Annotated in this window: 21 protein-coding genes and 2 tRNA genes; 17 read left to right on the forward strand and 6 right to left on the reverse strand. The window is 70.8% G+C overall.

The annotated features are described in order from the left end of the window. The 7 genes from QM611_RS05695 to QM611_RS05725 all read left to right on the forward strand — a co-directional run. Positions 1 to 640, forward strand: a 640-nt coding sequence (locus QM611_RS05695) for an AAA family ATPase (protein WP_415078937.1), incomplete at its 5' end; no start/stop codon positions are given. Next, positions 637 to 1,452, forward strand: coding sequence for an ABC transporter permease (locus tag QM611_RS05700; protein WP_415078938.1), 816 nt, complete (start codon positions 637 to 639; stop codon positions 1,450 to 1,452). The genes QM611_RS05695 and QM611_RS05700, both read left to right, overlap by 4 nt. Positions 1,453 to 1,477: 25 nt before the next feature. Beyond that, a complete protein-coding gene (locus tag QM611_RS05705) occupies positions 1,478 to 2,758 on the forward strand; it encodes a sensor histidine kinase (RefSeq protein WP_415078939.1) in 1,281 nt (426 codons plus the stop codon). Further along, positions 2,755 to 3,438 (forward strand): response regulator, encoded by a 684-nt coding sequence (locus tag QM611_RS05710; RefSeq protein ID WP_415078940.1) that lies wholly within the window; start codon positions 2,755 to 2,757, stop codon positions 3,436 to 3,438. Before QM611_RS05705 ends, QM611_RS05710 begins: the two co-directional genes overlap by 4 nt. Positions 3,439 to 3,512: 74 nt before the next feature. Continuing rightward, a complete protein-coding gene (locus QM611_RS05715) occupies positions 3,513 to 4,595 on the forward strand; it encodes a mechanosensitive ion channel family protein (RefSeq protein ID WP_415078941.1) in 1,083 nt (360 codons plus the stop codon). Continuing rightward, positions 4,592 to 5,062: a globin gene (locus tag QM611_RS05720; RefSeq protein WP_415078942.1), complete on the forward strand. Its 471-nt coding sequence runs from the start codon at positions 4,592 to 4,594 to the stop codon at positions 5,060 to 5,062. The genes QM611_RS05715 and QM611_RS05720 overlap by 4 nt, the downstream gene beginning before the upstream one ends. A gap of 19 nt (positions 5,063 to 5,081) precedes the next feature. Then, complete coding sequence (locus QM611_RS05725) at positions 5,082 to 6,773, forward strand: FAD-binding dehydrogenase (protein ID WP_415078943.1); 1,692 nt, start codon at positions 5,082 to 5,084, stop codon at positions 6,771 to 6,773. 120 nt (positions 6,774 to 6,893) lie between these two features. On the opposite strand, the gene QM611_RS05730 is transcribed toward QM611_RS05725, so the two are convergent. Then, the gene (locus QM611_RS05730; RefSeq protein WP_415078944.1) at positions 6,894 to 7,574 is read right to left on the reverse strand and encodes a hypothetical protein; all 681 of its coding nucleotides are present in this window, start codon (positions 7,572 to 7,574) and stop codon (positions 6,894 to 6,896) included. A gap of 17 nt (positions 7,575 to 7,591) precedes the next feature. Here QM611_RS05730 and QM611_RS05735 point away from each other — a divergent pair, with 17 nt between their 5' ends. Beyond that, entirely contained in the window at positions 7,592 to 8,479 is an 888-nt protein-coding gene (locus tag QM611_RS05735; RefSeq protein WP_415078945.1) for an acyl-CoA thioesterase, read from the forward strand. Here QM611_RS05735 and QM611_RS05740 read toward each other — a convergent pair. The 5 genes from QM611_RS05740 to msrA form a co-directional block, all read right to left on the reverse strand. Further along, on the reverse strand, positions 8,463 to 8,936 hold the full coding sequence (locus QM611_RS05740) for an acyl-CoA thioesterase (protein WP_415078946.1): 474 nt from the start codon (positions 8,934 to 8,936) through the stop codon (positions 8,463 to 8,465). The two genes, QM611_RS05735 and QM611_RS05740, sit on opposite strands and share 17 nt — an antisense overlap. Further along, positions 8,936 to 10,618, reverse strand: coding sequence for an energy-dependent translational throttle protein EttA (gene ettA, locus QM611_RS05745; protein ID WP_415078947.1), 1,683 nt, complete (start codon positions 10,616 to 10,618; stop codon positions 8,936 to 8,938). The genes QM611_RS05740 and ettA overlap by 1 nt, the downstream gene beginning before the upstream one ends. A gap of 40 nt (positions 10,619 to 10,658) precedes the next feature. After that, on the reverse strand, positions 10,659 to 11,156 hold the full coding sequence (locus tag QM611_RS05750) for a DUF6993 domain-containing protein (RefSeq protein WP_415078948.1): 498 nt from the start codon (positions 11,154 to 11,156) through the stop codon (positions 10,659 to 10,661). Positions 11,157 to 11,211: 55 nt separating this feature from the next. Then, positions 11,212 to 11,769: a single-stranded DNA-binding protein gene (ssb, locus tag QM611_RS05755; RefSeq protein WP_415078949.1), complete on the reverse strand. Its 558-nt coding sequence runs from the start codon at positions 11,767 to 11,769 to the stop codon at positions 11,212 to 11,214. 180 nt (positions 11,770 to 11,949) lie between these two features. After that, positions 11,950 to 12,471 carry a peptide-methionine (S)-S-oxide reductase MsrA gene (gene msrA / locus QM611_RS05760; protein ID WP_415078950.1) on the reverse strand — a complete coding sequence of 174 codons (522 nt, stop codon included), beginning with the start codon at positions 12,469 to 12,471 and terminating at the stop codon, positions 11,950 to 11,952. 136 nt (positions 12,472 to 12,607) lie between these two features. Between msrA and QM611_RS05765 the strand changes: the two genes are divergently transcribed. From QM611_RS05765 to QM611_RS05805, 9 genes are all read left to right on the forward strand, one after another. Then, positions 12,608 to 12,889 (forward strand): hypothetical protein, encoded by a 282-nt coding sequence (locus tag QM611_RS05765; protein WP_415078951.1) that lies wholly within the window; start codon positions 12,608 to 12,610, stop codon positions 12,887 to 12,889. Between the two features lie 104 nt (positions 12,890 to 12,993). Then, positions 12,994 to 13,066 (forward strand) — tRNA-Arg (locus tag QM611_RS05770). Position 13,067: 1 nt separating this feature from the next. Further along, positions 13,068 to 13,694, forward strand: a complete 627-nt coding sequence (orn, locus tag QM611_RS05775; RefSeq protein ID WP_415078952.1) for an oligoribonuclease — start codon at positions 13,068 to 13,070, stop codon at positions 13,692 to 13,694. Between the two features lie 34 nt (positions 13,695 to 13,728). Continuing rightward, positions 13,729 to 13,804: transfer RNA gene (locus QM611_RS05780), tRNA-His, on the forward strand. A 208-nt stretch (positions 13,805 to 14,012) separates the two neighbouring features. Next, positions 14,013 to 15,176, forward strand: coding sequence for an ATP-binding protein (locus QM611_RS05785; RefSeq protein ID WP_415078953.1), 1,164 nt, complete (start codon positions 14,013 to 14,015; stop codon positions 15,174 to 15,176). Further along, positions 15,173 to 16,510, forward strand: a complete 1,338-nt coding sequence (locus QM611_RS05790) for a hypothetical protein (protein WP_415078954.1) — start codon at positions 15,173 to 15,175, stop codon at positions 16,508 to 16,510. Before QM611_RS05785 ends, QM611_RS05790 begins: the two co-directional genes overlap by 4 nt. Then, positions 16,507 to 17,796: a tetratricopeptide repeat protein gene (locus QM611_RS05795; protein WP_415078955.1), complete on the forward strand. Its 1,290-nt coding sequence runs from the start codon at positions 16,507 to 16,509 to the stop codon at positions 17,794 to 17,796. Before QM611_RS05790 ends, QM611_RS05795 begins: the two co-directional genes overlap by 4 nt. Positions 17,797 to 17,855: 59 nt before the next feature. After that, complete coding sequence (locus tag QM611_RS05800; protein ID WP_415078956.1) at positions 17,856 to 18,659, forward strand: S1C family serine protease; 804 nt, start codon at positions 17,856 to 17,858, stop codon at positions 18,657 to 18,659. Beyond that, entirely contained in the window at positions 18,656 to 19,666 is a 1,011-nt protein-coding gene (locus QM611_RS05805) for an AAA family ATPase (RefSeq protein WP_415078957.1), read from the forward strand. The genes QM611_RS05800 and QM611_RS05805 overlap by 4 nt, the downstream gene beginning before the upstream one ends. Positions 19,667 to 19,669 lie beyond the last annotated feature (3 nt).

The following is a 19,669-nucleotide window of genomic DNA, read 5'->3' on the forward strand; positions in this document are numbered from 1 at the left end:
CAACCACTTGCGGGCCATGGCGGCCACCCACGGCATCCCGAATCGCCGCGTCGACGAGGTGATCGGGCTCACCGGGCTCGACACGGTGGCCCGCAAGCGCGCCGGGAAGTTCTCGCTGGGCATGGGCCAGCGGCTCGGCATCGCGGCCGCCCTCCTCGGCGACCCGCACACGCTCATCCTCGACGAGCCGGTCAACGGCCTCGACCCCGAGGGCGTGCGGTGGGTGCGCCAGTTCGTGCGGCGCGTCGCCGCCGAGGGCCGCACCGTGCTGCTGTCGAGCCACCTCATGAGCGAGATGTCGCAGACCGCCGACCACGTCATCGTGCTGGGGCGCGGCAGAGTCCTCGCCGACGCGCCCATCGACGACCTCGTGCGCGCGTGGACGGAGACCACGATCCGCGTGCGCAGCCCGCGCGCGGCCGAGCTGTCGGCCGCGCTCGCCGGCCCCGCGGTCGCGATCACCACGACCGGCCCCGAGGCATTCGACGTGACGGGCGTCCCGGCCGCGCGCATCGGCGACCTGGCCGCTGATCTGCGCATCCCTGTCCACGAGCTCAGCCCGAGCGCCGGCTCGCTCGAAGACGCCTACCTCGCCCTCACCGGCGAATCCGTCGAGTACAAGTCCAAGGAGATCTCATGACCACCGCCGCCGCGCCCGCGCTCGCCCGGGCCACCCACATCCCGCCCTCGCCCTACCGCTTGAGCTTCCCGCGCCTCGTGCGCAGCGAGTGGCTCAAGCTCGCCACCCTCCGCTCGACGTGGTGGTCGATCGGGCTCGTCGCCGTGCTGACGATCGGCATCGCCACGCTCATCGCCTCCACGATCGACGACGACTTCCCCGCCATCCTCACCGTGGTCTCGGGGGTGCAGTTCACCATGCTGCTCGCCGGCATCCTCGGCGTCATCGCGGTCACCGGGGAGTACTCCACCGGCATGATCCGCTCCACGCTCGCGGCAGAGCCCCGGCGAGGCGTCGTGCTGGCGGCGAAGGCCCTCGTCGTCGCGGCCTTCATGTTCGTCGCGTCGTTGGCGATCTTCCTCGTCGCCGCGGCCGTCGTCACGCCGATCCTCCAGCGGATCGACGTCGCATTCCCGTGGGGCGACGTCGAGGGCGCGTGGCAGCCGCTGCTGGCGGCATCTCTGTCCATGTCGGTGTTCGCTCTCATCGGGCTCGGCTTCGGCTTCGTGATACGCGGCGGCGCGGGAGCCATCGCGGCCACGATCGGACTGCTGTTCGTGCTCCCACTCGTCTTCAGCGTCTTCTCCTCGATGAGCGGATGGGCCTGGCTCGGCGACCTCGGCCACTACCTGCCGATGTCCGCGTCGCAGAACGTGATCACTCCACAGGACGAGTGGGGCCTGAGCGCTCCCGTCGCCCTCGCGACGCTCGGCGCGTGGGTCGTCGCCACGATCGGCGCAGCCTGGATGGCGCTGCGCACACGCGACGCGTAAGCGGCGCGACGCCTAGAGTCGAACCGTGCCGACCGCCCGCAGCCGCAGTCTCGACGTCCTCCCGGACGCCGAGCTGCGGCTGCCGCGTCCGCCCGGGGTCATCCGCCGGTTCTGGGCGCGGCATCCGCGTTTCACGGACGTCCTGCTCGCCCTTGTCTGCCTGCTGCTGTCGGTGGGGCCCGTCGCGGCGGCCGTGACCTACAACCGCATGGCCACCGGCGAGTCGGAGTCCGACACAGCTGGCGTCGAGTGGCCGGCGCCGACGGTGGCCGTCGTGTTCGTGCTCGCGACGTGCGTTCTGCTGATGTGGCGGCGAAGCGCGCCGATCCTGCCGTTCGTGGCGGCCGCGGCGACCCAGCTCACTCTGCTGTTCATCCCGTCCACCTCGGTCTCGCCATCGCTTCTGGTCGCCACCTACTCGCTCGCGGTCTACCGGTCGAATCGGGCGTGCTGGATCGGCTTCGGCGTGCTGTCGGGCACCGTCGGGCTGATCGGCCTGCTCGCCCTCAGCACGCAGGCCGTGTCGTTCAACGTGGCGGCCAACTCGGTGCTCGACACGATCGTGATGGCGCTGCTGGGCGCGCTCGTGGGCGTCAACGTCGGCAATCGCCGACGCTATATGGAGGCCGTCATCGACCGCTCCCGCCAGCTGCTTGTGGAGCGCAATCAGCAAGCCCAGCTCGCGGCCGCGGAGGAGCGCGCCCGCATCGCCCGCGAGATGCACGACATCGTCTCGCACTCGCTCACCGTGATCGTGGCGCTGGCCGAGGGCGCCAGCGCGACCGCCGACCTCGATCGGGCCCGCGGGGCGATGGATGCGGCCGCGACGACGGCGCGGCAGGCGCTCGCCGAGATGCGCTCGATGCTCGGCGTGCTCCGCGCCGACGACCCCGCGGCTCCGCTCGCGCCCTCAGAGCCGGTGCGCCCGGAGGACGCGGTGGCCGCAGCGCAACGCGCCGGCTATCCGGTGACCCTCACGGTGTCGGGCGACGCGAGCGCTCCAGCGCACGTCGAGTACGCCACCGGCCGCATCGTGCAGGAGGGGCTCACCAACGCCATGCGGCACGCGGAGGCCACCGATATCCGCGTGCGCGTCGAGCGCTCGCCCGCCGCCGTGCGGATCGAGATCGCCAACGACGGGGTCTCGCGCCGTGCCGCGCCGGGCGGCTACGGGATCCGCGGGCTGGTCGAGCGCGCGACGCACGTCGGCGGCTCGCTGCACTCCGCACCGGTCGGCGACGGGCGCTGGCTGCTGCACGCGGAGCTCCCGATCGACCCCGACGCGGTGCCGGTGGAGGACGCGTGACCGAGGCGATCCGGGTCCTGCTCGTGGACGACCAGGAGCTCATCCGCGTCGGATTCCGCCTGGTGCTGGAGGCCGAGCCCGACATCGAGATCGTCGGCGACGCCGGCGATGGCGCGGAGGCCGTGCGATTGGCGAGCCAGCTGCGCCCGGACGTCATCCTGATGGACGTGCGGATGCCGGGAGTCGACGGCATCGCCGCGACCGAGCGCATCGTCGCGGAAACACCCGGCGCCCGCGTGCTCGTGCTGACCACCTTCGACCTCGACGAGTACGCGTTCGGGGCGCTGCAGGCCGGCGCCAGCGGGTTCCTGTTGAAGGACGCGCGCCGCCACGAGCTGGTCGCGGCGGTGCGCGCCGTGCACCGCGGCGACGCCACGCTCTCGCCACGCGTGACACGCCAGCTCATCGATCGGATGGGCACGCGGTGGACCACCGCACGGCCCGGCCCGGATCCGACCGCCGAGCTCACCGACCGCGAGCGCGAAGTGTTCCTCGCGATCGGCCGCGGCCTCACGAACACCGAGATCGCCGAGGCGCTGTTTCTCAGCGAGTCGACGGTGAAGACGCACGTCGGGCGCGTGCTGGCGAAGGTGGACGCCCGCGACCGGGTGCACGCCGTCATCCTCGCCCACCGGCTCGGCCTCGTCGGGGACGACGAGCCGCTCCCACCGGCTCACTGAGCGGGCGAATCGAACTCGACAGCCGCGCGTGGGACTCAGCCGGCGCTGAGGCATCCCTCGTTAGGATCGACTTGATGCCGTTCCTTGCTCTCGTCCCGCTCGCCGAAAAGACCGCCTCCTTCTGGGAGGAGGCGCTCAGCGTGATCATGGTCATCGGGTGGAAGCTCGTCGGCGCGGCGGTCATCATCATCGTCTGCGTCCTGCTGTCGTGGATCCTGCGCCTGGTCATCCGGCGCGTCGTGCACCGCATCGTCACCCGCGCGAAAGACCGCGCGAAAGTGGACGACACGCGCGCCATCGAGGCCTCCCCGCTGTCGCAAGTGCGGCTCGTGCAGCGCACGCGCACGCTCGGCTCGATCCTGCAGAACATCACGAACGTCACACTCGTCGTGGTCGCGCTCGTGCTCCTCGTGAACCTGTTCGCCCCCGACGTGGTGGGCTCGCTCACTTTGCTCACCGCGGCAATCGGCGCGGGCCTCGGCTTCGGGGCGCAGAACATCGTCAAGGACGTGCTCAACGGCATCTTCATCGTCGCCGAAGACCAAGTGGGCATCGGCGACGTCGTCGACCTCGGCCTCGCGACGGGCGTCGTCGAGTACGTGAGCGTGCGCATCACCCACGTGCGCGATGTCAACGGGACGCTCTGGTACGTGCGCAACGGCGAGATCCTGCGCATCGGCAACATGTCGATGGGGTGGGCCCGGTCGATCATCGACCTCGCCGTGCCGGTGGACGCCGACATCGGCGCCGTCGAGCGGACGCTGTTGGCCACGGCGACGGCGCTCGCCAAGGAGCCCAAGTGGCAGACCCGCATCCTCGAGCAGCCCGAGGTGTGGGGCCTGGAGTCGGTCTCCGGCGACGCGCTCGTCATCCGGCTCGTCGTGAAGACGCGGCCCAACGCCAAAGACGACGTGTCGCGCGAGCTGCGCATGCGCATCAAGAACGCGCTCGACGAGGATGGCGTGCGGCTCCCCTCGCTCAGCTCGATCACCCTGGAAGGGCTCGAGGGCGCCCAGCGCGTGCGGGGCGCGAATCCGCCCAAGACGCGGCCGAATCCCGTTGCGGCCACGCCCGACAACCCGGTCTGGAAGCCGCGCAAGACCGGCAAGAAGTCGGCCAAGACCGACAAGGGGGACGACAGCGAGGAGTCGTCGTGACCGCCGACGCGCCGCGCAGCTTCTACGACGAGGTCGGCGGGCACGAGACGTTCACGCGGCTCGTCGACGCGTTCTACCGGGGCGTCGCGGACGACCCCGTGCTGCGGCCGATGTACCCCGAGGCGGACCTGGGCCCCGCCGCCGACCGGCTGCGGATGTTCTTGGAGCAGTACTGGGGCGGCCCCGCCGCCTACAGCCAGCGGCGCGGCCACCCACGGCTGCGGATGCGGCACGCGCCGTTCCACATCGACCCGGCCGCTCGCGACCGCTGGCTCGCGCACATGCGCGCCGCCGTGGACGAGCTCGAGCTGGCGCCGCTGCACGACGCGACCCTGTGGGACTACCTGCAGCGCGCCGCCCACGCGATGGTCAACACGTTCGAGCCAGCCGGCATCGGCCCGGCGGCCGCAGGGCGCGAGAGCGCGCCGCTGACCGTGGTGGCGCGGCCAGCCGACCCGGCCGCCTGAGCCACCCCGAGGAGCCACCATGCCCGCGATCACCAAGCCCGGACCCACGGCGCCCCGCCTTTTCTCCACCGATGTGCTGGTGGTCGGCTGGGGGCTTGCCGGGCTCGTCGCCGCCTCCGAGGCGATCGCGGCGGGCAAGCGCGTCGTGCTCGTCGACCAGGAGCCCCGCACGAACTTCGGCGGCCAGGCGTGGTGGTCGTTCGGCGGGCTGTTCCTGGTGGACTCGCCAGAACAGCGGCGGCTCGGAATCAGGGACTCGCTGGAGCTGGCCCGGCAGGACTGGTTCGCGACGGCGGGTTTCGACCGGGAAGAGGATGCCTGGCCGCGTAGCTGGGCGGAGGCGTACCTCGAGTTCGCCGCCGGCGAGAAGCGCGCCTGGCTGCGCCAGCTCGCCATCGGCTTCTTCCCGGTCGTCGGCTGGGCCGAGCGCGGCGGGCACACGGCCCTCGGGCCGGGCAACTCGGTGCCGCGGTTCCACGTCACGTGGGGCACCGGCCCCGGGATCGTGGCGCCGTTCCAGGCCGCCCTGGAAAAGGCCGAGACCGCAGGGCAGCTGATCTTGCTCCCCCGCCACAAGGTCACCCAGCTCGTCCGCACGGGGAACGCCGTGACCGGCGCCGCCGGCGACATCCTCTCCCCCTCCGGCGCCGCCCGCGCAGTGCCCAGCTCCCGCGAGGTGGTCGGGTCGTTCGAACTCACGGCCGGCGCCACGGTCGTCTGCTCCGGCGGCATCGGCGGGAATCCCGAGCTGGTGCGCGAGCAGTGGCCCGAGCGGCTCGGCACGCCTCCGAAGTCGATGCTCGCCGGGGTGCCGGCCTATGTCGACGGCTCCCTGCTGTCGATCGCCGCGGACGCGGGAGCCCGGCTGATCGGCGGCGACCGTATGTGGCACTACGTCGAGGGAATCCAGAACCACGCCCCCGTCTGGGCCGATCACGGCGTGCGCATCCTGCCCGGGCCGTCGTCGGTGTGGCTGGATGCCACCGGCGCAAGGCTGCCGACGCCGCTGTTTCCCGGCTACGACACGCTCGGCACTCTGGCGCACTTGCGCGCCACGGGGCACGACCACTCGTGGTTCGTGCTCTCCCGCAGGATCATCGAGAAGGAGTTCACGCTCTCGGGCAGCGAGCAGAACCCCGACCTCACCGGCCGCGACCTGCACCTGCTGCTGAAATCGCGGTTCGGGAAGGGCGCGTCCGGCCCGGTGCAGGCGTTCATGGACGAGGGTGCCGACTTCGTCGTGCGCGAGTCGCTGGACGAGCTCGTCGCCGGCATGCAAGCCCTCCCCGGCGGCGACGCGCTCGACCCCGACCGCGTCGTGCGGGAGATCGAGGCGCGCGACCGGGAGGTCGAGAACGACTTCACGAAGGATGCGCAGATCGCGCTGCTGCGCGCGGCGCGCGCGTTCCGCGGCGACCGGCTGGTCCGCGCCGCGGCTCCGCACCGCATCCTCGACCCGGCGAACGGGCCGCTCATCGCGGTGAAACTGCACGTGCTCACCCGGAAATCGCTCGGCGGCATCCAGACCGACCTGCACTCGCGCGCGCTCGACGCGAACGGCGAACCGGTGCCCGGCCTGTTCGCCGCCGGCGAGGCGGCAGGCTTCGGAGGCGGCGGGATGCACGGGTACCGCGCGCTGGAGGGCAGCTTCCTCGGCGGCTGCATGTTCTCCGGCCGCGCCGCAGGGCGCGCCGCTGCGGCCGCCGTCTGAGCGGTCCTTCCCGGGCGCCGATCCGGCTTGTCCGAAATCTCCTGATCTGGCGCAGTCAGGACGATCCGCCGCGAAACGTCCTGACCACGCGAAACGGCCTGATCTGGAGAAATCGGAGGGTCAGCGGGAGAGCCCGCCGCCGGTGGCGCGGACCGGAGTGAGCCCGGATGCCACGGGCCCCCGCACCAGCACGTGGCCGCGTCGCAGCGTGAGCCGTGTCCACCGCCCGCTCGTGAACGCCCGCGCCGCCTCTGACCCGCTGATGAAGCCCAGCGCGACCGCCGCGAACGCGACGCCGAGCGGCAGGCCGTCGAACTCCGGCTCCGGCTCGCCCCACACGCCCGCGCGCACGGCGCGCACGACGTCCTCGCCGGGGTCCGCAGGCAGCGCGCTGGCCACGCGCGCCATTCCGCCCTGAGCCTTCGCGGCGAGCGTCGCCGCATCCACCGCCTCGCGCTCCGCCCACCCGCCGCGCGGGGGCGCGAGGCCTGCCCACGCGGGGGCGAGCCCGGTGGCCGGCAGCACGAGTTGCCGCGCGTCGTGCGGGTCGGCCTCCAGCGCCGACGCCACGACCACGATGTCGCACACTAGCTCGGGATCGGCAGCGACAGCCCGCATTCCCAGCACCGTGGGGGTCGCATCGCCGAGGCCGCGAGGGGCGAGGGCCGCGGCCGTCATCGCGAGCACGCCCCCCGTCGCCTGGAGCCGCACCGCGTCCTCGGCCAGCCGCGACGCCCGCCGGGCGAAGGTGAGGGCGTCGACGGCCGTCTCGTCGTCGCAAAACCGGAGGCGATCAGGCACCCGCCTAAGCTACCAACGTGACCCCCGACACCAACCGCATCGCGGCTCTGCTGGCCGTGCTGGATCTGGCCGACTCCGACGCACGGACGAGCGAGGACATCTTCACGGGCGTCTCGCAGCGCATGCCGCTGGGCCGCGTGTACGGGGGCCAAGTGCTCGCCCAATCGCTCGTCGCCGCGGCGCGCACAACCCCCGCCGACCGCGTGGTGCACTCGATGCACGGCTACTTCCTGCGCCCGGGCGACTCGACCAAAGGGATCACCTTCGCCGTGGACCGCGTCCACGACGGCCGGTCGTTCTCGACCCGGCGCACGCAGGCGTACCAGGACGGCGTGCCGATCTTCTCCACGATCGCCTCGTTCCAAGACGAGGGGCCCGGCGTCGAGCACCACACGCCGATGCCCTCCGGCATCCCGCAGCCTGAAGACCTGCCCGATCTCGAGGACCGGCTGGCCGGCGTCCATCCGCTCAGCAAACGGCTGTTCACCGAGCGCACCGTCGACCTGCGCCACGTGCAGCCGCCGATCTACGCGTCGGTGGCCGACCGCGCGGCTCAGCAGGCGGTGTGGCTGCGCACCCGCGGACCGCTGCCCGACGAGCCGAACGCGCACCGCGCCGCCCTGGCGTACATGAGCGACCTCACCATCCAAGAGCCCGTGCTGCGCGCGCACGGCCTGCCCTGGACGACACCGGGCCTGCGCCTGGCGAGCCTCGACCACGCGATGTGGTGGCATCGCTTCGGCCGCGCCGACGAGTGGGTGCTGTACGTGCAAGAGTCGCCGAGTGCCCGCGGCGGGCGCGGCCTGTCGCTGGGGCGCATGTACTCGCGCGACGGCGAGCTGCTCGCCAACGTCGCGCAGGAGATCATGGTGCGCGTCCCCGACGCGGTCACCGACGGTGCGTGAACTCGGCGGTGTCCTCGAGGTACGGCTCCCACGCAGCGCGCTCGAGCGGCGAGATCCGCAGCGGCCGCCCGGTCGCGCCGTCCGCCTTCACCACCGTGGTGGACGCGCGCGCGTACAGGATCTGCGCGCCGCCGGCGTCTGCGGGGCTGAGCACGTCGTAGCACACCTCGATGCTCGACCCGCCGAGCTTACCGAACCACAGCTGCACATCCAGGGGGCGCCGCTGGTACGGGATGGGCGCGTAGTACTCGACCTCCTGACGGGCGATGAGGGTCAGCACTCCGGCGCCCAGGCTCGGGTCGAGCACCGCCGTGGGCGGGGCGTCCTCACCGGCCGCCGGCCGCCAGAACGCCCGCACCCTGGCCTCTTCGAGGAGTTTCAGCAGGGCGACGTTGTTGACGTGGTTGAACGCGTCGAGGTCGCCCCAGCGCAGGTGGATCGGGACGTGGAGCCGCATCAGTCGCGCGTGAGCTTGCGGTGGGCAAAGCGGTGGGGCTTTGCGGCATCCGGCCCGAGACGGGCGATCTTGTTCTCCTCGTACGCCTCGAAGTTGCCCTCGAACCAGTGCCACTTGTCAGGCTCGGCGTCGGTGCCCTCGTAGGCGAGGATGTGGGTCGCGATTCGGTCGAGGAACCATCGGTCGTGGGTGATGACGACGGCGCAGCCGGGGAACTCCAGGAGGGCGTTCTCCAGAGATCCGAGCGTCTCGACGTCGAGGTCGTTGGTCGGCTCGTCCAACAGCAGGAGGTTGCCACCCTGCTTGAGGGTGAGAGCCAGGTTCAGGCGGTTGCGCTCGCCGCCGGAGAGGACGCCCGCCTTTTTCTGCTGGTCGGGCCCCTTGAAGCCGAATTGCGAGACGTACGCCCGCGACGGGATCTCGACTTTGCCCACCTGGATGAAGTCGAGCCCGTCGGAGACGACCTCCCACAGGTTCTTGTTCGGGTCGATGCCGCCGCGGCTCTGGTCGACGTACGAGATCTCCACCGTCTCGCCGATCTTGAGGTCGCCGCCGTCGAGGGGCTCGAGCCCGACGATGGTCTTGAACAGGGTGGTCTTGCCGACGCCATTGGGCCCGATGATGCCGACGATTCCGTTGCGCGGCAGCGAGAAGCTCAATCCGTCGATGAGACTGCGCCCGTCGAAGCCCTTCTTCAGGCTCTTCGCCTCGAGCACGACCTGGCCGAGGCGCGGCCCCGGCGGGATCTGGATCTCCTCGAAGTCGAGCTTGCGCGTGCGGTCGGCCTCCGCGGCCATCTCCTCGTAGCGGGCGAGCCGCGCCTTGGACTTCGCCTGCCGGCCCTTCTGGTTGCTGCGCACCCACTCGAGCTCGGACGCGAGCCGCTTGGCGAGCTTGGCGTCCTTCTTGCCTTGGATCTGCAGACGCTCCTGCTTCTTCTCCAGGTACGTGGAGTAGTTGCCTTCGTAGGGGTAGAGCCGGCCCCGGTCGACTTCGCAGATCCACTCCGCGACGTGGTCGAGGAAGTACCGGTCGTGGGTCACGGCGAGCACGGCGCCCGGGTACTTTGCGAGGTGCTGCTCCAGCCACAGCACGCTTTCCGCGTCGAGGTGGTTCGTGGGCTCGTCCAGCAGCAGCAGATCGGGCTTTTGCAACAGCAGCTTGCACAGCGCGACGCGGCGCTTCTCGCCGCCCGACAGGTTCGCCACGCGAGCGTCGGAGGGCGGGGTGCGCAGCGCGTCCATCGCCTGCTCGAGCTGGGAGTCCAGGTCCCACGCGTCGGCCGCGTCGATCTCCTCCTGCAGCGTGCCCATCTCGGCGAGCAAGGTGTCGAAGTCGGCGTCGGGATCGGCCATGAGCTCGGAGATCTCGTTGAAGCGGTCAAGCTTCTGCTTGATGGGGCCGACGCCCTGCTGCACGTTCTCGAGGACGGTCTTGTCCTCGTCCAGCTCGGGCTCCTGCATGAGGATGCCGACGGTGTACCCGGGCGAGAGCTTGGCCTCGCCGTTGGACGGCTGGTCGAGCCCGGCCATGATCTTCAGGATCGTCGACTTCCCCGCCCCGTTGGGGCCGACCACGCCGATCTTGGCGCCGGGCAGGAATGCCATCGTGACGTCGTCGAGGATCACCTTGTCGCCCACGGCCTTGCGGGCGCGGACCATCTGATAGATGTACTCAGCCATAACGGAAAAGCCTACCGGCGGCGAAGCGGCGAGTTCGCCGTCACCAGTCGATCTCGCGGGTCTTGCCCACGAGGCAGGTCTTGCCCTGGAGTGCGGGCATCACCGTGGTCACCGGCTTGCCGGTCGCCGGGCCGACCTGGCCGATCAGGCACTCCTTTCCCCACAGCACGGAGAACTGGATGCTCTCGGCCGGCTCGCCGATCGTCGTCGTGTCTTTCGTGACCTGCATGTCCGACTTGTCGAACCCCGCCTTCGCGAGCGCGTCGACGTACGCACGGCCCTTGGCCTTGGACCCCGACTTCCACACTTTCGCGGCGACCCGCGCGAACAGCGGCAGGTTGTCCTCCGCCGTGCCGTCGGGGTGGAGGGCGATCTTGACGGGGGTCTCGCTCACCGTCGGCGTCGGAGAGGCGGGCGTCGAAGCCGTCGGCTCCACAGGCTCGGCCGCGCACCCCGCGATCAGCGCCACGGCCAGGAGGGCCGCCGCCGCGCACGCGCCGAGACGGCGGGCGCGGGCGTCGGGGCGGCGGGAGGACACGGGGAGAGTCTAGGGGCCGCCGCCCCGTGCGTCCGCTGTGCGCCCCCTCCCCTGGTCAGAATGGCGTGTCCGTGTGGGCGCCGGCGCTGACCAGCTCGGGCTCGTCGGCCCCGTCGCCTCGCGGCCCGTCGGGCTGCTGCGCCGGCGTGTCGCCGATCGCCGCCACCGGCCACTCGCTGCTCGCCTCGCCCTCGGCTCGCCGGTCGTCGCCGGGCACACCCCACTCGGGGTCCTGCGCGGGCGCGCTCACGCGCCCGGGCCCGCCGTCGCGGTGGAACGTCGTCATCCCCCACAGCAGGTCGTGGCCGAGCGCGTCGGCGTCGATCTCCGCGGTCACGCCCTTCTTCGCCGCCGTCTCCCAGTCGCGCAGCCGCAAGCGGCCCGTCACGAGAACGCGGTCTCCCTTTCGCAAAGAGCGGTTCGCGTGCTCGGCGAGCTGGCGGAACACTGACACGCTGAACCAGTTGGTCGCGCCGTCCACCCACTTCTCCTCGCCCCTGTCGAAGCGGCGAACCGTGCTGGCGATGCGGAAGTTCAGGATCGGAACGCCGGCGGCGGTGACCTTGTACTCGGGTTGCGTGATGTTACCCACGACGGTGATGGTTTCGTTCATGGCGCTGTCCTCTCTGTGACTGGGGACCTTCCCCACTGCTCCGGCGCCCGAGTGCCCGCCACGAGGCGCCGGAGCACCCTCAGCCTGGACCGCGGGCACGCGGCGTGGTCGAGGAAAGCGAGATCTGTGGACAGTCGGCGCCACCGTTCCCGCCTGTGCAGGAGCAGACGCCGCGGAAAATCAGGCGAGGTACTCGGCGAACCTCGCGCGCACCTTGTTCACCTTCGGCACGGCCACGGCGAGGCAATACCCCTGCGTCGGGTTCTTCGCGAAGAAGTCCTGGTGGTAATCCTCGGCGGGATAGAAGCCGCCGAGCGGCTCGATCGTGGTGACCAGCCCGCCATCCCACCATTCCGACGCGCGCTCGCGCGCCGCCTCGAAGAGCGCTCGCTGCGCGTCGTCGCGATAGAACATCGCGCTGCGGTACTGCGTGCCGACATCCCCGCCTTGTCGATTCAGCTGGCGGGGGTCGTGCATCGTGAAGTACGCGTCGAGAATGACCTCTGACGGGATCACGTCGGGGTCGAAGGCCACGGCAACCGCCTCGGCGTGGCCGGTCGCGCCCGTGCACACGAGCTCGTAGCTCGGGTTTGGCGCTTCCCCGCCCGTGTAGCCCGCCACGACGGAGCTCACTCCGCGCAGCGCGCGGTAGGCGGCGTCCAGGCACCAGAAGCACCCGCCGGCGAGGACGAAAGTCTGCATGTTCACTCCTTCTGCGCCGCGGGGCGCGTGGCTTGCGACGACAGCCTCAAGGCTACGCCCGCGCTGTGTGTTCCGAGCGCGGATCGAATGTCGGAGGTCGTATATATCTTCGAATTGAAGGGAAGGAGACCCAGAAATGACCAGCTTCGTCGACCTCGAGGAGCGGACGGATGCCTGCGCGTCGCTGCCTCTCTCCGCTCCCGCGCTCCCAGCCGCCCGCGGCGTCTCGCTCGCCCGCGCAGCCGACGACCTGTGGCGTGTGCTTGACCACACGGGCCGGGTGATCGGGCACCTGCAAGCCGTCGCCCATCCGCTCGGCCTGCGCTACCGCGCGCGCCGCTTCCACGCGCCGACGGCGCGCTTCCGCGACCTCGGCGACTTCTGGTCGCCCGACGACGCCGTCGCGTGCTTGCGGTGACGCCTCGCTGCTCTCAGTGGCATCGGCGCGACGCAGCGGCCACCGCGTTGGCCAGGGCCCCGCCTTCCTCGCCGGAGTACGGCCATCGCGTACCCTGGGGGTGCGCCTCCGTAGCTCAGTGGATAGAGCAGCGGCCTTCTAATCCGTTGGTCACAGGTTCGAATCCTGTCGGGGGCACATGGTGGGCACCTCAGACAACGACCGACTGGTGTGGATCGACTGCGAGATGACCGGCCTCGACCTCGAAGTCGACGAGCTGGTCGAGATCGCGGTCGTCGTGACCGACTTCGAGCTGCGGCCGGTTGACCCCGGCTTCCAGATCGTGATCAAGCCCGACGCGTCGGCGCTCGAGCACATGAACGAGTTCGTCACGGATATGCATCGCTCCTCCGGGCTCTTGGACGAGATCCCCCACGGCGTGAGCCTGGCGGACGCCGAGTTCCAGGCCCTCGAGTACATCCAGCGCTTCGTCCCGCTCGAAGGCAAAGCCCCGCTCGCCGGCAACACGATCGGCACCGACCGCATGTTCCTGGCCAAGTACATGCCGCGCGTCGACCGCTGGCTGCACTACCGCAACGTCGACGTGTCGTCGATCAAGGAATTGTCACGCCGGTGGTACCCGCGCGCCTATATTCACGCACCCGCCAAAGACGGTGGCCACCGGGCGCTTGCCGACATCCTGGAGTCGATCCGCGAGCTCGCCTACTACCGCCGGGCGGTGTTTGTGCCCGAGCCCGGGCCGACAAGCGACGACGCGCGTGCGGCCGCCGCCTCTGTCGTGTCCGCTCACCCCCCGTCCGTGTGAGAGAATCGTGTGGTTGTCCGGCCACGGACACATGGTGGGTATAGCTCAGTTGGTAGAGCACCTGGTTGTGGTCCAGGGGGTCGCGGGTTCAAGTCCCGTTACTCACCCCAAAGGGGTCAGGTGTGAACCTCGACCAAGGGACCGCCCTTGGTCGAGGTTCGGGCCTGGCGCAATCCTCTTGCGGCGGCGGGCTGACGCTCACGACGCTCGCGGTGGAGAGGGCACGGAGTGCGCGCCCACGTCGCCGGAACCCTGGACGCGCTTCTTGCTCGAAGCCTGACAGAATCGAGGGATCGGTTCGGCGGAGGGGCGGGCGGAATGGCGCAGGACGATGACTTCCTCGAGGTGATCGCAGCTGAGGTGGAGCAGGATCCGCAGAACCTCACGCTCCGCGAGGACTTCATCACACTGCTGCTGCGGCATGACCCCGATCGCGCTGGGCAGGAGATATCGGTCTTCGAGGCGAGCGGCGGCGACGCCGGGCGCGCGCGCCTGCTGCGAGCGCGTCTGATGGCGACCCGACTGCGCTCCGGGTCCGCGGAGGTGGGGGATCAGGCAGCGGGCGACGCCGTCGAGCAGGAGGTGCGCCAGCCTGGCCTCTGGGACGCCGAGCGCCCCGCCGTGACACTGGCCGACGTCGCAGGCCTCGCCGAGGTCAAACAGCACATCGATTCCACCTTCCTGGCCCCGCTGCGCAACCCGGAACTGGCGGCCGCGTTCGGCCAGACGCCGGGAGGGTCGCTGCTGATGTACGGCCCGCCCGGCTGCGGCAAGACGTTCATCGCGAGGGCGATCGCGGGCGACCTGGGCGCCTCATTCATCCACGTCACACTCGCGGATCTGCTGAGCAAGTGGATCGGCGACAGCGAGAAGGCCGTCCAGAGCGTGTTCCGCGACGCCCGCGCCGCCGCGCCCTGCGTGATCTTCTTCGACGAGTTCGACGCCCTCGGCGGGCGCCGCACCTCGGGCGGCGGGGGCTCGCAATCGATGCGCATGATCGTGACCCAGTTGCTCGAGGAACTCGACGGCGTCACCAGTGAGAACGACGGCGTGTACTTCCTCGCCGCGAGCAATCGCCCGTGGGACATCGATCCCGCACTCAGGCGCCCCGGCCGCATCGACAAGACGGTGCTCGTGCTGCCCCCCGACGCGATGGCGCGCGCCGCGATCTTGCAGGGCGCGCTGGAGGGCAAGCCGGTGGACGACGTCGACATCCCTTCCATCGCCGCCGCGACCGAGGGCTTCTCGGGGGCCGACATCGCGCAGGTCGCGAAGATCGCACTGCAGCAGTCCCTGCAGGCGTCGATGAGCGCGGGATCGATCGTGCCCGTGACCACCAAGTCGCTGCTCGAGGCGGCGGCCGGCATCACCCCGTCGACGACCACGTGGTTCGACCAAGTGGCTCCCGTCATCGAGTACGGCGTCGACGACGGCACGTTCGAGCAGCTGCGGGCCTACCGAGTGAAGCACGGGATGCGATGACCCGGCGGAGTCCGTTCGGCCGGCGGGGGATCTCGGTCCCGGCTCCCGAACCCGGCGTCGATCCGATCGATGTCCAGCGCGCGGCGATCGAGCACGATCGCGACCTCGCCTGGGAGCTGTTCGAGGCGAAGCCCACCCACCGGCGCATCCCGGAGCTCGCGCAGAGCGTGCTGGCCCGGGAGCCGGCCTTCACCGGGATGATCGTGCTGCTCGCGCTGCACCGGAGTGCCTGCGGCGACAACGACGAGGCCAAGCGCCTGCTGCGAGATCTGCTGGGACTGCGGGATCGTCAGTACCTGAACGCCCTCAGGATCCTGCGAGACCTCGAGTACGGCGACAAGGAGTATGGGGAGTCGCTGGGGCTCGCCGAAGCGGTGCTGCGTGAGGACCCGGAGGCCGGCTGGATGGACCGCATGGTGCTCGCGACCGCTCTTGTCTACACGGGCGAACGCGAGGCGGGCTGGCGGGTGACCGACGAGGCCGTCGAGCTCAGCGCGCGCACCGATCCCGAGCGCTACCCGCGCGCGCTCGCCCAGCGTGCGGCGCGCTTCCTGTCGACGGGCGCGCCGCCGCACCGCTTCCTCCTCGCCGCCGAGGAGGCGATCGCCGCGAACCCCGCGGAACCGATGCTGTCGACCGCACTCGCGTACGCCTACATGTTCCACTATCGAATGGAGGAGGCGGAGACCCTGCTGCTGCGCGTGCTGCGGGAGGATCCCACCAACACGATCGCGCAGGGCGGTATGACCATGGTGCGGGGGTTCCTGGACCCCATCGAGCGCGGCGACGCCACGATCGACGACTTCCGCCGCGCCGGCATGGGCGAGGCTGCGTGGCGCATGATGTGCGATCAAATGTTCGACACCGGCCTGGAGGAGGCGCTCGCCGCGCTGACCAGGGTGCTGCCGCGTGCGCTGGTGCGCGTGCTGCGCGGGCGCCTCGGCCGGGCGAGCACCCGTGACACGCAAGGCGAGGTGACGCTGCTCGGCTGGCACGACGGGCAAGATCCCGGGAGCGGAGCGGCCTGGGGGCTCGCGGAGCCGTTCCGGCTGCTGTCGTCGCAGGAGATCGACGAGATGGAGGCGTCGATCGCGCGGGATCCCGCGGCGTGGCCGGAGTGGGCCGCCGACGATGGGTACTACACGCTGATCGCCACCGACGACGCGGGAGCTTACTGGTTCGAGGGCTTTGCCAGGCGCCTGTTCCGCCGGGGCGCGGACGGCCAGGTGCGGGAGGCGGCCCCGAGCCTGGCCGACTGGGTGTGGGATCGGGTGGTGGCGTTCGGCGGCGAGGATCCGCGGCAGGGCGCGAGCATATCCGGAGACGCACGATGAGCGTCGAGGCCAACAGCGGGACGCAGGAGACCGGGCCGATCGAGCGCGCGGCAACCGAACGGGATCGCGATCTCGCGTGGGAGCTCTCGGATTTCCGGCTCGACCATCCGCGGATCGCGCAGCTCGCTCAGAGCGTGCTGGCGCGGGAGCCGACCTTCACCGACATGATCATCCTGCTGGCAATGCACCGCGAAGCCTGCGGTGAGGTCGACGAGGCTCGGCGGCTGCTGCGGGAGCTGATGGGCCGGCGCGACCGCCAGTACGTCAACGCCGCCAAGAAGCTGCGCGATCTCGAGTTCAGCGAGGGGAACTATCCGGAGTCGCTGCGCCTCGCCGACATCGTGCTACGGGAAACCCCTGAGGTCGATTGGCTCGACCTCATGGACCACGCCAGCGCGCTGGCGTTCGTCGCGGGACCCGAGGAGGGCTGGCGCGAGCTCGACGACGCCGTCGAGCTGTGCGCGAGGACCGACCCGGAGCAGCACCCGGGCGCGCTCGGGCAGCGCGCGCTGCGTCTGCTCGCCTCGGGCGCGCCCGCGGACCGCTTCCTCGTCGCCGCGGAGGAGGCGATCGCGGCGGATCCGAGCGAGCCCATCATCGCCACCGCCCTGGCGTATGCGTACCTCTACGACTACCGCCCGCGCGAAGCGGAGGAGTTGCTGCGGCGCGTGCTGCGCGAGGATCCGACCAACGAGGTCGCGCAGAGCGGGCTCGTCGTCGCCCGTGGATTCCTCGACCCCATCGAGCGGGGCGACGCGACGATGGGCCTGCTGCGGCACATCGGCATGGGGGAGATCGCGTGGCGCATCCTGCGCGACAGGTTCTTCGGAGTCGGCCTCGCCGAGGCGCTCGCCGCGCTGGAGGAGGTGTTGCCGGAGGAGCTCGCGCGCTCGCTGCGCCCGCCCCTCGGCCGGGAGGCTGCGAGGGCGAGCGACGGCGAGGCCAAGCTGCTCGCCTGGCACGATGGGCAGGAGCCCGGCAGCGGCGGGCTGTGGGGGGACGGCACGGCGTTCCGGCTGATGTCGGCGGCTGAGATAGCCGAGATGAACGACGCGATCGAGCGGCAACCCGAGGCCTGGCCGCAGTGGGATGCCGAGGCCGAGTACTTCACGCAGATCCTCACCGACGATGCCGGGGCGTACCTCTTCGAGGGCACCGCCGGGCGGCTGTACCGCCGGCGCGTCGGGGAGGATGACCGGGAGGTCGCGCCGAGCTTCACCGACTGGATGTGGGACCGCGTGGTCGCGTTCGGAGGAGCGGATCCGCGGCCCGGCAGTGGCAGCTGACAGGAGCAGCCCACGCAGAACATAGGCGATCCATCGGAAACAGGCCTACCTTCCCCCGTATGACGAGTGCCTCCGACGGCGCGGACTCCGGGAACGGATCCGCAGGCGCCCCCGCACGCAGCGCTCGACGGCGCCTCGCGACGGCGCTCGTCGTCGCCATCCTCCTCGTCTGCACAGCGGCCTTCGCCTACCACATGGGTACGGGAACCGACCAGGCGGAGGCAACGGCCACCCCGACGCCGACCCCGTCCGAGACCGCCGACCCCACCACCTCCGAGCTGTACGCGGCCGTCACACCGTCCGTCGTCGTGATCAAGACGGAGGGCGGCATCGGATCCGGCGTGATCGTGACGACGGATGGCGGCATCATGACGGCCCTCCACGTCGTCGACGGCGCGTCGGAGATCACCGTGACCTTCAGCGACGGGACGACGGCGTCCGCATCCGTCGCGTCGTCGGACGCCGCGACCGACATCGCGACGCTGACTGTGGACACCCTTCCCGAAACGCTCGTCCCCGCGACGATCGGCGACTCGAGCGACCTCGAGACCGGTGAGGACGTCATCGCCATCGGCACACCGCTCGGCCTCTCGTGGAGCGTGAGCACCGGCGTCGTCTCTGGCCTGGACCGGAGCACGACGAGCAAGGATGGCACGGCCCTGTCCGGCCTCATCCAATTCGACGCCGCCGTCAACCCGGGGAGCTCAGGCGGCCCCCTCGTCCGTTCCGACGGCACCGTCGTCGGCATCGTCGTCGCCCTCCTCAGCTCGGACGGCGACGACGTGTTCTCCGGGATCGGCCTTGCCGTCCCGATCACGAGCGCCGTCGGAGGATCCGGCGGCGAGGAAGGGCCGCAGCTATGAGCGATCCGCACGACCACACGAACGGCGCACCCATCGATCCGGCGGGCGGGACGCCGCTCGAACGGGTGCTCTACGAGGTGAAGAAGACGATCGTAGGGCAGGATGCCCTGCTCGAACGCCTGCTGGTCGCCCTTCTCGCGCGCGGCCACGTCCTGGTCGAGGGCGTCCCAGGCCTCGCGAAGACCCTCGCGGTGAAGTCGCTCGCCCAGGCCGTCGGCGGCACCTTCCACCGCGTGCAGTTCACGCCGGACCTCGTACCGGCCGATCTCACCGGCACGCGCGTCTACAACCAGAGAACGGGCGAGTTCCAGGTCGAGCGCGGACCCGTCTTCACCAACCTCCTGCTCGCGGATGAGATCAACCGGGCGCCGGCCAAAGTCCAAAGCGCCCTCCTCGAGGCTATGCAGGAACGGCAGGTCACCATCGGACGCGAGACCCACCCACTCGCCGACCCGTTCCTCGTGCTCGCCACGCAGAACCCGGTCGAGTCGGAGGGGACGTATCCCCTCCCCGAGGCCCAGGTCGACCGCTTCATGCTGAAGATCGTGGTCGGCTACCCCTCCCCCGTGGAGGAGCACGCGATCGTCCAGCGCGCCCTCGTCCCGCCCGCCCCACCGCTTCCGGTGCTCGACCTCGGCCGTCTGAAGCAGATGCAGGAGCAGGTCGAGCTCGTCTACGTCGACCCTGCCCTCGTCGACTACTCCGTGCGCCTCGCCTGCGCCACGCGCGACCCGGGTTGGGTCGGCCTGCCCGACCTCGCGCGCTACGTGACATTCGGGGCGAGCCCGCGCGCATCCATCAACCTCGTGCTCGCCGCCCGGGCGCTCGCCCATGTGCGGGGACGCGACTACGTCCTCCCCCACGATCTCCTCGAGCTCGCACCCGATGTCCTGCGGCACCGGATCGTCGTCAGCTACGAGGCCCTGGCGGACGGGGTCACGGCCGACGCCATCGTCGGATCGGTCATCCACTCCCTCCCCGTTCCCGTGCTCGCCACCGCCGGGTGACCA

The sequence above is a fragment of the Microbacterium sp. genome (assembly GCF_047606685.1).
In the GTDB taxonomy this organism is placed as follows: Bacteria; Actinomycetota; Actinomycetes; order Actinomycetales; family Microbacteriaceae; genus Microbacterium.